A 14,494-nucleotide genomic window follows, 5' to 3' on the forward strand; every position below is an offset into this window, starting at 1 on the left:
CAGAAGAATATGTAACAACCAGTAACATAAGCTCGTTCAGTACATTTTTTTCCGTATAATCCCATTATCTTTTTTTACACTATGGATAATGCATTGGAACTATTGGCTATCGATTTTTTAGGTAAGCCGCTGCGACTTGAAGGCTCAATGGCTGGATGGCAACAATTGTTTTGGGATAACACGCTAGTTTCCCAAATTGCAGCAGCGCCAACCGATACAGATCAATTTACACATCAGTTTGAATTATCAAATAATGAACAAACTATTCAATGCCAACTTAACGGCACTTTGAGTTGGCAGCCGTTTCTGATCCATTATCAAGCCAGTGCTGATCAGCAAATGATTGCGCAGGGTGAGCGTAATGATAAAGATATTGAACGCCAGCAACCTCAAAACCCCATAAAACCAGAAAAAAGATTCAGCCTAATCGGACTAGCATCATTAGGCATGAAAGCACTTAAAAGTGCTAAATTAATTAAAGTTGTTCTTGCTTCAGCCAGTTTGGCCGCTTATTCGTGGCTATTCTCAATTCAATTTGCTTTAGCTTTGTTAGCGTGTTTGGTCTTTCATGAATATGGCCATATTCGAGCCATGAAATATTTTGGCATGAAAACCAAAGGCATTTACCTAATCCCTTTCCTTGGTGGGTTAGCATTAAGCGACGAGAAAATTAACACTCGTTGGCAAGATGTCGTGATTTCAATTATGGGACCAGCCTTTGGTTTAATCATGTCCTTAGTCAGCATGATTGCTTATTGGATCACCGGAGAAATGTTTTTTGCCGGGTTAGCCGTTTTTAATGCGCTGCTAAATCTATTCAATCTATTGCCGATTCTGCCATTAGATGGTGGCCATGTACTGAAAAGTATTAGTTTTTCGATGAACAGTAAAATCGGTATTATTGCTTGCGCATTAGCAGCCGTCACTGGGGTTATTTTAAGTTATCGTTTAGGGCTAACTTTATTTGGCTTTTTACTGATTATGGGCAGTTTAGAAATCATCTTTGAATGGCGACAACGCCATCAGAGTCATTTGTTGCCTTTAGATCGCTACGGTCAAATTTTCTCAACGGTGTGGTATATAGGCCTTGTTGCTGCTTTTGTAGGGATTATTGCTTATTTTGCGAGTTTAGGTGACAGTTTACTTAGCCTACCGCTACAAATTTTAGGTACTTAATCGCACTTAATGTAAAAAGTAAAAAGCCAGCATTCAGTGAACTGTGTCAAAACACGGCTCCTCTGTAAATGCTGGCTTTTTCATTATCATTAACAACAGTGTTTACTTAATCACGATCGCGTTATTTTTTATTCGCCATCATCGCTTTAAGATCTGCAAATGGGTTAAATGTCGCCGCTTGATGATCATCTTCACCAGCACGAATCACACTCCCCTGACCATTATCTGCATCAGTGTATTTTTCATGTTCGTGATCATGACAAAATAAGCATAATAATTCCCAGTTGCTACCATCTTGAGGGTTATTAGTATGATCATGATCAACGTGGTGTACCGTCAACTCACGCAGGTTTGAATAAACAAACTCACGCGAACAACGACCACATACCCACGGATAAATTTTTAATGCTTTTTCACGGTAGCCCGCTTCTTGACGAGCATAAGCGGCACTGCTGCCAGTATAATCAGACGACATATCTTGACCTATTTTATAAAGAATTAACCGCTAGTCTCTCTAGTCAGTTTAGACAACGTATTGCCAATTGCCGTATTGAACCACCACCGAACAACAAATTTCAAGTAAAGTTTCAGCTCTTCTGTCATCTATCACAATTTAATCTAGGTTGATCTTTTAATACAAACAGTTAGCTTGAAATTGTTTTCACCAGTCTCCATATATTATGATAGCTACATTTTCAGTTAAAAATTAAACATAATTTTCATTGTATTTAACTTAATCTTTTGACTGTAATTTAAGCGAAGAGACCTTTTATTCGGGATTTTAAGAGATAAAACCTTGTATAGATAACACGTTTCGAAAAGGTCTATGCTAATATTCATGCAATTATTTGAAGCTGATTCTAACAGAACGTTTCGCGAATCGACCTTTAACCGCTAAGAGTAAACAAATATGGCTTTTGATTTTTCCAATATGCTCACTGAATTATCAGCGATGCACGTAGATTTGTCGGCGATGCCAACGAGTATCGACATGGGGCACGCAATCTTAGGCGCATTAGCAGTGATCTTTTTGTTAATGTATCTAACGAAAAAAGGTAAACCTGTTGAGATCGAAAAAATTGTTGAAAAAGAGATTGAAGTAGAAAAAATCGTTGAGATTGAAAAACCCGTCGAGATCATCGTTGAGAAGATCGTCGAGAAACCTGTTGAAAAAATTGTTGAAGTAGAAAAAATTGTTGAAAAGATCGTTGAAGTAGAAGTTGAACCAAAACTAAAAACATCAACACCAGATTCAGCACTCCAACTACTGTCACTTTTACAACAAGACGCGCGCTTTATTGATTTCATGCAAGAAGATCTTAAAGGCTTTGCAGATGCTGATATTGGTGCTGCTGCTCGTGTTATTCATGAAGGTGGTCAAAAAGTACTTAATGAATACTTTAGCTTTGAACCAGTTCGTTCTGAAGATGAAGAATCTCGCATCACCCTACCCCAAGGATTTAATGCTTCTGAAGTACGCCTAACGGGTAACGTGGTCGGTGAAGCGCCATTTAGTGGCACTCTGATCCATCGCGGTTGGAAAGTGACAAATGTTAAATTGCCTAAATTGGCAGAAGGCCATGATGTACATATCATCGCAGCCGCTGAGGTAGAATTATAATGCAAGACACACAACAACATCGTTACAGCGTGGGTATTGACTTAGGCACAACACACTGTGTGCTTTCTTATGTCGATCTTGAGAATGAAAACGCTGATGTCACAGTAATGACGATTCCACAATTAACCACTCCTGGTAATGTGGAAGATAAAAATCAATTACCGTCATTTATGTACCAAGCTCACGAATCAGAGCTAGCTGAAGGTGATACTGCACTTCCTTGGAATGCAAAACCTAATGCTATTGTTGGTGCTATGGCACGAAATCTAGGTAGTAAGACACCTATTCGCCTTATTTCAAGCGCGAAAAGTTGGCTTTGTCATGGTGGCGTTAATCGCCGCGAGGCATTCCTACCACTAAATAGTCCTGAAGAAGTGGTTAAAGTATCACCACTAGAGGCGACACAAAAATACCTTGAACACATGGCTGATGCATGGAATTTCCAACATCCTGACACGCCTATTTGTGATCAAGATGTCACCATCACAGTACCGGCATCTTTCGATCCTGCTGCGCGTGAATTAACTGCAGAAGCGGCGCGTAATGTTGGCTTTAAGCATCTGACATTACTTGAAGAGCCACAAGCTGCTGTTTATAGCTGGATCAAGAATAACGACGATAACTGGCGTGACCAAGTCGCTGTTGGCGATATCATTCTAGTGGTCGATATTGGCGGTGGTACAACGGATTTATCGTTAGTTGCAGTTACAGAAGAAGACGGTAACTTAACGCTTAACCGTGTAGCTGTTGGCGATCACATCCTATTGGGTGGTGATAACATGGATCTTGCTCTAGCCTATCGCTTAAAGATGAAGCTAGCGCAAGAAGGCAAGCAATTACAACCGTGGCAAGTGCTGGCAATTACTCATGCTTGTCGTGATGCTAAAGAAGCACTATTAAACGATGCTGAACTACAATCGATGCCGATTGTTGTTCCTAGTCGTGGTTCTAAGCTGCTAGGCGGCACATTACAAACAGAACTAACACAAGAAGAAGTACAACAAACCTTGGTTGAAGGCTTCTTCCCACAGACACCTATTGATGAATTACCAGTACAAACTGCTCGTGGCGCATTAACCCAAATGGGTCTGCCATATGCACAAGATGCTGCGGTATCACGCCATGTTGCTGGATTCTTAAGCCGTCAAAGCCAAGCTGTAGAAGAACTATTTGCACAATATGAACAACAACACGAAGGCTTTATTCGCCCTACTGCTATTTTGTTCAACGGTGGTGTACTGAAATCATCATTACTGTCAGAGCGTCTGTTATCTACTATCAATAACTGGTTAACAACAGCAGGTTCAACAGAAGCGAAGTTACTTTCAGGCCTTGATCTTGATCTTGCGGTTGCAAGTGGTGCTTCATACTACGGCTTTGTACGCCGCGGTAAAGGGGTACGTATTCGTGGTGGTATAGCAAGTAGCTACTACGTCGGTATTGAAAGTGCAATGCCTGCTATTCCAGGAATGGAGCCACCATTAGAAGCACTATGTGTGGCACCTTTTGGTATGGAAGAAGGCAGCCAAGCCGATGTACCAAGCCAAGAGTTTGGTTTGATTATCGGTCAGCCAGTACAGTTTAAATTCTTTGGTTCAACTGTACGTCGTGACGATATTGCAGGCACTCACCTTGATTGGTGGCAACCAGAAGAAATGGAAGAGTTACCCGCGATTCAAATGACCCTACCAGTCTCTGAAGGTCGTACTGCCGGCGAAGTTATTCCTGTTAAACTCGCCTCGCATGTTACAGAACTGGGCATGTTATGCCTTGAAGCGATTGCGACGGATAACGGTCAGAAATGGCAAGTCGAATTTGACGTTCGCGAAGCGTAATGACGAACACAACGGCGCACTTTATAGTGCGCCGTTTATTTATCTAACAACTAGCCAATGAAACATGTCAGGGGGCTATACTCACCTGTTTTTTCCCCACAAACCTGACACATCGACCGTTTCCCATCTGGCTATTTTCTCATTTCAATTATTTTATGGAGTCAGCATGCCTTCATCTTCTCCACGCTACCTTGTCGGTATTGATCTAGGTACTACCCACACCGTTGTCGCCTATAGTGAAATCACGGATACGTTAGAAACAAGTCCGATGCATATTTTCGAAATCGACCAATTAATTGCACCGGGTGAAGTGGTACGTAAACCACTGTTACCCTCATTCCGTTATCACCCAGCAGAAGGGGAAATGGATATAACCCAACTGGTATTACCTTGGAACGCTGAACTTGTAAAAGGTGAAATCCCAAGCGTAATTATTGGTGAATTTGCCCGTGAATTGGGCGCCAAAGTTGAAGGACGTCAAGTCGTCAGTGCCAAAAGTTGGTTATCTCACCAGCATGTTGATCGCAACGAAGCCATTTTACCGTGGTCATCAACAGCTTCAACGTCTGATGTAAAGAAAGTATCTCCTGTAATTGCCAGTGCGAGCTACCTTAACCATGTCCGTCAAGCATGGGATTATCATCATAAAAACGATAAACTTGCACAACAAGAAGTTGTAATTACTGTTCCTGCCTCTTTTGATGAATCAGCACGTGCATTAACATTAGAAGCTGCTGAACTGGCTGGATTAAAAAAAGTATTATTACTTGAAGAGCCACAAGCTGTTTGTTATGACTGGTATGCCCAAAACCGCCAACAAGCGGATGAATTATTAAAAGACATTCCATTATTAATGGTGTGCGATGTTGGTGGTGGTACCACCGATTTAAGTTTAATTAAAGTCGGCAGTGATCAAGGTAAATTGACTCTTGATCGTATTGGGGTTGGCGATCACTTAATGCTAGGTGGCGATAACCTCGATTTAGCCTTAGCACATGTCGCTGAGCAGCGATTACATGGTGAATCTAAGAAACTAAGTCCTGCTGCATTATCAAAACTGATTCAGCAAACCCGTAAAGTGAAAGAAAAGTTATTATCAGGTAATGCGCCAGACAATGCTAAAGTCACTATGCTCGGCAGTGGCTCGCGTTTGATTGGTGGTGCAAAAAGTATTGAGTTAAACCGTGAAGAAGTACACAGTATCGCGCTTGATGGCTTTTTCCCTATCACTGAGTTCACCGATCAACCAAACCAGCGTCAAGCCGCTATGGTTGAGTTTGGCTTACCCTATGCCGCAGATCCTGCGATTAGTAAGCATGTGGCGCAGTTTATTGATCTACACGATAATGTCTGCCGTGAAGCATTTAATGATTTTAATCTTCGCTATCCAGATTCAATTGTCATTAGTGATGATCAACCCGCTATTCCGGTAGCGGTATTGCTCAATGGTGGCGTATTTAACAGTCCCCTACTTTCCGCCCGTACCCTAGATATAATCTCTCGCTGGCGTGGCGCACCTGTCACTGAATTGAAAAACCTTCACCCTGATTTAGCCGTTGCATTTGGTGCTGTTGCTTATGCTAAAGCTCGTCATGGTGCACAGCTAAAAATAGGCGGTGGTTCAGCACGTTCATTCTTCCTTACCATTGGTGAAAACAAAGGTACAAAGCAAGGTATCTGTTTATTACCAAAAGGCATTGAAGAAGGTATCGAAGTTACACTAACCCACCGTAAATTTGCATTAACCTTAGGTGAACCTGTGCGATTTAACTTAGTCTCATCAACGAATGATAAACATCACGATGTGGGTGAACTGGTTGAGATATTAGGTGATGGCTATGTTAGCCTACCTCCTTTTATCGCGACCTTAGACAGTGATCGTGATCGTAATCAACTCGCAGCAAACCAAAAAGATCGTGAAGAAGTTACTTTAGCTTGTCAGCTAACAGAAGTGGGTACGCTTCAAATTGAAGCTGTTAGCCTCACAGACAACACTAAACGTTGGAAAGTTGAATTTGCTATTCGCAAAGATTTAGCACGTTTAAACCGCAATAATGATTCTGATAGCACCCTCGCTGAAAGTGAGCTTCCAGCTCGAATGCCGGAAGCGATTGACGCAGTTAAAAAAGTATTTGGTGGCAGTAAAACTACAGATAACAATAAAGCAGTCAAAACGCTGCGTAATGATCTCGATAAAATATTAGGTAAACGAGATAATTGGGAGACACCTTGTTTACGTGAACTAGCCAATGCCTTACTTGACAGTAAAAAGCGCCGTCGTCGTTCAGATCTTCATGAACGTAATTGGCTAAAACTAACCGGTTTTACAATGCGTCCAGGCTTTGGCTATCCTGCAGATGAATATCGCATGGAACAAATCTGGCAGCTGTATCAGCATGGCATTCAATTTGATACTAATACCCAAACATGGTGTGATTGGTGGACATTTTGGCGTCGTGTTGCGGGAGGTTTAACGCAAGAACAACAGCTTCTTATCTATAAAGATCTTGCTAAATATATTACTCCTGGCGCTAGCCGTAACGCCAAGCTAAATAAAGAGCTCCAAGAGCGTAGTTATGAAGATATGGTACGCTTAGCGGCTTCTTTAGAGCATTTACCGTTTGATAAAAAGCTCCAGTTAATTGAGTGGCTATTTGGCCGTCTTCAAAAAACTCAATATGCACAAGCACATTGGTGGGCAATTGGTCGTATAGCAACTCGCTCTCCTTTTTATGGCAGTACCCATAATTTATTATCAGCAGAGCATGTTTCTTACTGCTTACCTGAGCTAATGACTTATGATTGGCGTAAAGAATCATACATTGGTTTTGCTGCAGTAATGATGACACGTATGACAGGTGATAGAACATTAGATATTAATGACGATCTACGCCAGCAAGTCATTAATAAATTAAAACAAAGTAAAGCCCCAGATAGCTGGATCGAAATGGTTTCCGAGGTCAAAATATTGACAGAAGCAGAGACAAAACGCGTATTTGGTGATGCGTTGCCAAATGGATTACGTCTTATTGGCTAATTAATTTCAAAATAACTCAATAAAGGGAGTTAGCACCTCCCTTTATTTCACCACATATATTCAATCTAACATTACCTATTTAAAAATAAAGCACAATTACTGGCTCTATGATTAAAAAAACTGACAGAAAGTCTTACTTTTTCATTTTAAATTCTAAATTAAACCACAAAAATAATTCTATTAATCTTCTGTTAAGGTTCATATTGCTATTGTCTTGCTAACAGCATTTGTTTACTTGTTATATATATAACAAGTCGACCGTTTTTCAAGCATTGAGTGGACGAATTGGAACGACCATTATCTCACTCTAAAAAAATCAAATAGGCAAGACTATGACTAATACACAATATGATTTAATCGCACAACGTATCTTCAAATCAGAAAACCAGCGTGTTGCTGTTGCAGCAGTAGTATTTGATGGGCTATCAAGCTACGAAGCTGAGAAGCGTTATGAGCTACCAAAAGGCACACTATCTCGTAATGTTCGCAAATATAAAAATGAAGTACAGTACATTGAGTCAGTTTCTGCTGCTTAATTATTAAATGTATTTTTGTAATTAAACCGATATACGAATGTATATATGAAATAAAATAACCATGGTTTAATTAGAAGCGAAATAAAAGAGAATGTATCATTACATTCTCTTTTAATAACATTAATATTATACTATTACGCTCAATCACTGCTACGTAAATGCACACTTGTCTTAAATATTCCCGCCGATAAAACTAGTAACCCTAATAATGTTACCATTCCCACGCTGGTTAATGTTTGCCAAGGATGATTACTGGTTAAAATATTAAACGCCAAATTACTGACTTTATTAAGCCAAGTGCCTATAGCCATCGAGTCAAACAACATATAACTAATGAACTTAACTAAGGTTATCGCAACAAACAGCACCAATAATGGGTGTTCAGTTAACTGAGAAGCACAAAAAATAACACAAGCAATGGGTAATAAAGCTAAGCTCATCGCTGCCATCATTGAAATAAACTGTCCCCAATGTAATCCAATCGCAACTAAAGAAAGTGAATTTTCAACTAGCATGTCCGTTGGCATAACCCACATAGCGACGATCCATACTGTTATATCAACAAATAATAATAGCAATGATGAAAACAATGGAATAACAACCAATGCGACCAATAATTTAATCGCAATCGCTTTACTATCGCTCACCGGCATTGAATGCCAAAAAGCTAAACTACCTTCTTTACGCTCCTTTGCAAGAGCCCTTGCAGAATAAGTAAAAAAGCTCAGTAATGATACAATGCCTGCAATAAATAAAGACACCGAACCAACCACACCAGCAAATGATGACGCTGTGATCGGTGGTTGCCAACCATCAATACCATTCATCTGAATATTAAAAGAAAAGTTATTAATATTACTTAATACTAATACCACCACTAGCATGGTAAATAATGCCAAAAATAGCGGTAATCGTATGATTATTTTATGTTCTAATAATTCATTCTTGATCAATGTATAGCTTTGTTTCATACCGTCTCCTGCTGCTTAGCTAAAAATATATCAGCAAGACTTGGTTGGCTTATATCACCAAGCTGGGTTAGTCTCGAGGTATCAACACCTTCAAACAATAATCGATATTGCCCTAATTGGCAGTTTACTGCTAACGGGTTTAATTGTTTAGCAGCGACAATATTATCTTCATTAACAGATAAAATCGTAAACTCAGTAGCTAATGATGATAATGGAGCTTGTAAAACCGCTTGGCCATTTTTAAGAACTAAAACATCTGTTAATAAATGGGCTATTTCATTTACTTCATGACTCGCAATAATTAATGCTCGCTCACCTTCTGTAAACCATGCCATCAAAGTACGATAGAAGGTCGAACGATACATCAAATCTAACCCAAGCGTTGGCTCATCTAAAATAAGCACATTAACATTCGTAGCCATCACCAGTGCTAGATGCAATTGCACTTTCATACCTTTCGATAACGTTTTTATTTTACTGTTAAGATTAATCTTAGTTTGAGCTAAATATTGCTGCATCTTTTGTCGCTCAAAACGGTAATGTACACCTGATGTATATGCCATTAATTGGTTTACTGTCATCCAATCAGGTAACATCGCCACATCAGAAATATAAGCAAGGTTTTCAACTATTTTTTCACGATGTTTTTCAGGAGATAAGTTAAAAATGCTTAACTCCCCCGCGCAACTGTGCATACCTAATAAGGTTTTTATTAATGTCGATTTACCTGCACCATTATGACCAAGTAAGCCTAGAATTTGCCCACTAGATAAGTTAAAGCTAATGTTTTCTAATGCTTTTTTACCATGATAAGATTTAGTAATGTGCTGAGCTTTAATAAAAGGTTCATTGCAGTTAATATTACCCACATAAAATCCTTAGTGACCAATTAATCAAAATAATATTTATTAATAACATAAACAGGTAGCTTTATAAATTAAAGGCTTACAAAATTAGCAATAAAATAAAACGACGTTTAATTGTATGACGTAGAAAAGACGGATAGCAATGCATACTATCCGCAATGTTTTTCAATAATACGAATATAAGCGAGGTTATACAGAGCTAATATAATTAACTCTGCATACTAAATAATTAATTAATATAAAAATGCAACTTACTATATTAAAATAAGAAGGCTGTAATCGATATTACACAATAAATATAGTATTAAGATATCAGCAGCATAGGCATAGTTATATTTTAATAAATAAACATTTAAATCAGTTTAGTTATTGATTCATATAGTTATTCAACTTCGTTAGATAACTCTTCAATAAGGAGATCATGCGGTGAGACACCGTCTTTTTCCATCATCGCTAAAATCTCAATCATACGAGATTGACGTGATTCTTGTTTGAACTCATGTAATACAGCAATTAGGTTATTGATTTTTTGCAGAGGAATACGTTTGATTACCGCTTTTTGGCGACCTGGAACTTCATCAGCAAAATCAATTAAAATTTGACGATAGTCAATGCGGGCTTCCTTTACTTCACCTGTAGCTTCTACACTTTTTAACATCGCACTGAGCGCTTTTTCTGCAGCAGCGAAACTGTCCATTAATAACCTCGGATAATAATACAAATTTGCTTTAACACTGTAATGGTTAAGCATGCATTGATAAGATGATCAATCTTAATCAGATAAATTAACATTGTTCTATATTTAGCTAAATGAAATTAATAACCTCAGATGAATAAATGAGATTGGTATCTGTTCACCAACACTCTTTAAGTGATCTGTTCACATTAAAGACTCTTTTATTATAATTGATCTTTTCATTTTCGTGTAGCAGGGGACGCTACTTCTGTGAATATTACTCTGAGTTAGCTTTATTGTGAACACTAATTTAAAAAAATCGTCAATTTATTCATTTAAATTTGAGAATATGTCCTTTTTTGACTCGATTTTTCGCTCAATATCACATTCTATTATTCTATGTATCGGATTATATCCCTTAATAAAAATGTAATAATCTACTATAGTTAGCAATTAATTATCCTTCAGTAATAGGCAAATTGTGCGCTCTAATTCTCTTTTAGTCACCGTAGTTGTCGGTAGTATCATTGCTTTTTCTAGTCTGGCTGCAAATGCATCAATTCGATCTTCTGGTAGTTTTACATCAAATGGCCATTGTGAAGCCTACCAATCCTTTCGTAAACAAACCAACCCTGATAACACCCAATTAATTAATAATAAACAATATGCAATAAAAGCTATTAATAAAAAAGAATATGATTGGATACAAATACTTATCCCTAATGCATCCCCAGCTATGCGTTGGGTTAGTAAATCTTGTGGTACAGCAAAGTTTAATAATGAAGCTATAACTCAGCCCTCTTCATCAGCATCATTAAACACATCGTCAAAAAGCTGTGATACTCGCAATGATTTTGATTCATATGTATTAGCCTTAACCTGGCAGCCAGGATTTTGCGAGCACTTTAAGTATAAGGGCAATAAACCAGAATGTACGGCAATTAATGATGGTAAATTAAACATTACTAATTTAACTCTGCATGGATTGTGGCCTAACAAAACCAGTTGCGGTACCAAATATGGCTATTGTGATCGTTACGCACGCTTAGACCTCTCAGCTTCGACGGTCAAAGAAATCGCACCGTGGATGCCAAATTTTTATTATCAAACAAAATTTGGTGAATATCAGTGGAAAAAACACGGTGCCTGTCAAAACCTCGATGATAACGCCTATTTTTTAACAGCAACGAAACTGGTAGAAAAAGTAGATGCTTCAGCAATCGGACAATTTATAAAATCTAATATAGGCAATAATGTCTCAACCGCGAGTTTTAAAAAGAACCTTATTTCTCATTTTGGAGCCGATGCTGTTGATCGAATTAGCTTAGCGTGTAGCCAAGGCCGTTATTTAAATGAAGTTAGATTGAATATAGGCAAATCATTTAATGTTAACAACAGTGTTCAAGAGCTGCTTGAGTCTGGCCCTAAGGGACGTCCTTTTTATGGCAATTGTCATAAGAAAATATACATTGAAGCTGCTGGAAAGTAAGCATTCTCATATTTAGCTTTATTTCTAAAATAAGAGAGTAATATCTAATTTGCTCTCTATCTCCTTAAATATAATTTTTCACCGTCTAACTGCCTTTATAGCGGCTGTTTGAATAACTAACTTCATCTAAAAATATCATAATCAATAATATCTATGTCGTTTTTTTTATCCATAAAATCTCAACATACGATAATGTACGGCGTACAATATAATTATTATAACCCTATTCACATTTTTTTATAACCAATTGATTATAAAGAGTAAAATAACACCACCTTGTTAATAATGTAACGTGTTACATAGTAATAATTCTTTTTTTGTGATATAAGTCCCCTTGGATTTTCGCTTTTTTGTGCTACCTTGCATCGCCTTCCATGGCAATGAAATCGGTTACATGTTTAATAATTGTAATAACTAATGACTAGATATATTGCAAATTATTATCAATAAAAAACCTATTATAGCAACCGATAGCAAGAGCACTCACACATGATGAATGTTCCTCTTCACTAAGTAACCTTACGAGGCTACATAGTTTTATTAACAGGAAAAAATATGACTTCTACGAATGGAAATATACTAGGATCAATTAATGACACCTTAATGGCGATTATTGGTTCAGTAAACGGCGTTTTATGGGGCCAGCTTCTCGTTTATTTACTGGTTGGTGTCGGTATTTACTTCAGTGTTCGTCTTGGCTTTATTCAAATACGTCAATTCCGCCACTCAATACATGTATTAAAAAGTGGACGTGATATTGAAAATGGTATCAGTTCTTATCAAGTTTTCTGTACATCAATGGCAGCACGTGTTGGTACGGGTAATATGGCCGGCGTTGCAGTTGCATTAACTATCGGTGGCCCTGGTGCTATTTTCTGGATGTGGCTGATTGCTTTATTTGGTATGGCGACCGCTTTTATCGAATCAACCCTGGCCCAAGTCTACAAAGTAAAAGATGTTGACGGCCAATACCGTGGCGGTCCTGCTTATTATATGGAGCAAGGTCTTGGCAAACGCTGGATGGGTACTCTTTTTTCAATTTGTCTTATCATTGCTTTTGGTTTTGTCTTCAATGCCGTTCAAGCAAATACCATCACAGACGCACTACACCACTCTTTTGGTTGGAATGAAACTACACAAGGTATTGTAATCGTAGTATTTACCGCATTCTTTATTATGGGTGGTTTAAAACGTGTAGCCAACGCTTCAACCAAAATTGTTCCAATCATGGCAGTTGGCTATTTAGCTATCGCGCTAGTTATTGTGGCAATGAATATTACTGAATTACCCGCTGTACTGACACTTATTGTTAAAAGTGCATTTGGTTGGCATGAAGCTGTTGCCGGTGGTGTTGCATTTACTGCTTCACAGGCAATGCAAAGTGGTATTGCTCGTGGTTTGTTCTCAAACGAAGCAGGTATGGGTTCAGCGGCTAACGTTGCTGCAAGTGCAACCCCTAATCCTAACCACCCAGCATCACAAGGCTTCGTACAAATGTTAGGTGTATTTGTTGATACTATCGTTATTTGTACGGCATCAGCAGCAATGATCATGTTATCCGGTGTAATGAACACGCCAGATGCAGCAACAGGTATTGGTTTACTGCAGCAAGCGTTAAGCAACCAATTAGGCGATTGGACGACCTATTTCATTGCTTCTGCTATCTTGTTATTTTGTTTCTCATCAATTATTGCAAACTACTCGTATGCAGAAACAAACATCATGTTCCTAAATGGCAATACTAAGAAAGGCTTACTGATATTCCGTCTTTGTGTCTTAGGCATGGTGATGTTTGGTGCAGTCGCTTCTCTTCCTGTAGTTTGGAGCTTAGCCGACGTTTCTATGGGCTTAATGGCGCTAGTAAACATTGTTGCGCTTATTTTCCTTTCTGGATTGGCAATTAAAGTCATCAAAGATTACGAAGAACAACTTAAAGCCGGTAAAACACCAGAGTTTGACCGTTCTAAATTTAAAGAACTAAAAGATATCGAAGGTGCATGGCATCCAGATACCATCGCAGAAGCACGTGAAGCGAATGGAAATACGTTCGATAAATAATAGAAGTAAATATTATTGATAACTTAAAGAGCCAGTCAGCGATGACTGGTTTTTTTATCTTTATTTTCACACAACAATATCACCGAGAAGAGACAACAATATACAGCTGATGTTTAATGAGCTGAGTATTAAAATAACTGACCGAATCCATAACTACCCTCCTCCTTAGCGAACATTTACTGTCGGCAATTACGAGTAGAAGTCAGCACCAGATCAAAAACTCAGTTGC

The 14,494-nt window shown here is 38.4% G+C and carries 11 protein-coding genes; 7 read left to right on the forward strand and 4 right to left on the reverse strand.

The window, feature by feature from the left end; translation table 11 throughout:
• Window positions 1–93 precede the first annotated feature (93 nt).
• Complete coding sequence (locus PPBDW_RS09340; RefSeq protein ID WP_036795046.1) at window positions 94–1,176, forward strand: site-2 protease family protein; 1,083 nt, start codon at window positions 94–96, stop codon at window positions 1,174–1,176.
• A gap of 121 nt (window positions 1,177–1,297) precedes the next feature.
• Here the strand turns inward: PPBDW_RS09340 and PPBDW_RS09345 are convergent, their stop codons facing one another.
• Window positions 1,298–1,651, reverse strand: coding sequence for a YajD family HNH nuclease (locus tag PPBDW_RS09345; RefSeq protein WP_036795047.1), 354 nt, complete (start codon window positions 1,649–1,651; stop codon window positions 1,298–1,300).
• 477 nt (window positions 1,652–2,128) lie between these two features.
• On the opposite strand from PPBDW_RS09345, the gene PPBDW_RS09350 reads away from it, so the two are divergent.
• The 4 genes from PPBDW_RS09350 to PPBDW_RS09365 all read left to right on the forward strand — a co-directional run bounded on the left by PPBDW_RS09350 (window position 2,129) and on the right by PPBDW_RS09365 (window position 8,205).
• A complete protein-coding gene (locus tag PPBDW_RS09350) occupies window positions 2,129–2,797 on the forward strand; it encodes a DUF2760 domain-containing protein (protein ID WP_036796415.1) in 669 nt (222 codons plus the stop codon).
• Window positions 2,797–4,632 carry an Hsp70 family protein gene (locus PPBDW_RS09355; protein ID WP_036795048.1) on the forward strand — a complete coding sequence of 612 codons (1,836 nt, stop codon included), beginning with the start codon at window positions 2,797–2,799 and terminating at the stop codon, window positions 4,630–4,632. The genes PPBDW_RS09350 and PPBDW_RS09355 overlap by 1 nt, the downstream gene beginning before the upstream one ends.
• 166 nt (window positions 4,633–4,798) lie before the next feature.
• Complete coding sequence (locus tag PPBDW_RS09360) at window positions 4,799–7,669, forward strand: Hsp70 family protein (protein WP_036795049.1); 2,871 nt, start codon at window positions 4,799–4,801, stop codon at window positions 7,667–7,669.
• Between the two features lie 332 nt (window positions 7,670–8,001).
• Complete coding sequence (locus PPBDW_RS09365) at window positions 8,002–8,205, forward strand: hypothetical protein (protein WP_036795050.1); 204 nt, start codon at window positions 8,002–8,004, stop codon at window positions 8,203–8,205.
• A gap of 140 nt (window positions 8,206–8,345) precedes the next feature.
• Here the strand turns inward: PPBDW_RS09365 and PPBDW_RS09370 are convergent, their stop codons facing one another.
• The 3 genes from PPBDW_RS09370 to PPBDW_RS09380 form a co-directional block, all read right to left on the reverse strand.
• Complete coding sequence (locus PPBDW_RS09370) at window positions 8,346–9,176, reverse strand: ABC transporter (protein ID WP_036795052.1); 831 nt, start codon at window positions 9,174–9,176, stop codon at window positions 8,346–8,348.
• Window positions 9,173–10,045 carry an ABC transporter ATP-binding protein gene (locus PPBDW_RS09375; protein WP_081278646.1) on the reverse strand — a complete coding sequence of 291 codons (873 nt, stop codon included), beginning with the start codon at window positions 10,043–10,045 and terminating at the stop codon, window positions 9,173–9,175. The genes PPBDW_RS09370 and PPBDW_RS09375 overlap by 4 nt, the downstream gene beginning before the upstream one ends.
• Window positions 10,046–10,424: 379 nt before the next feature.
• Window positions 10,425–10,739: a hypothetical protein gene (locus PPBDW_RS09380; RefSeq protein WP_036795054.1), complete on the reverse strand. Its 315-nt coding sequence runs from the start codon at window positions 10,737–10,739 to the stop codon at window positions 10,425–10,427.
• Window positions 10,740–11,199: 460 nt separating this feature from the next.
• Between PPBDW_RS09380 and PPBDW_RS09385 the strand changes: the two genes are divergently transcribed.
• Window positions 11,200–12,207, forward strand: a complete 1,008-nt coding sequence (locus PPBDW_RS09385; RefSeq protein ID WP_036795056.1) for a ribonuclease T2 — start codon at window positions 11,200–11,202, stop codon at window positions 12,205–12,207.
• 555 nt (window positions 12,208–12,762) lie between these two features.
• Window positions 12,763–14,265: an alanine/glycine:cation symporter family protein gene (locus PPBDW_RS09390; protein WP_036795057.1), complete on the forward strand. Its 1,503-nt coding sequence runs from the start codon at window positions 12,763–12,765 to the stop codon at window positions 14,263–14,265.
• Window positions 14,266–14,494 lie beyond the last annotated feature (229 nt).

The organism is Photobacterium kishitanii, from assembly GCF_000613045.3.
GTDB classification, from domain to species: Bacteria; Pseudomonadota; Gammaproteobacteria; order Enterobacterales; family Vibrionaceae; genus Photobacterium; species Photobacterium kishitanii.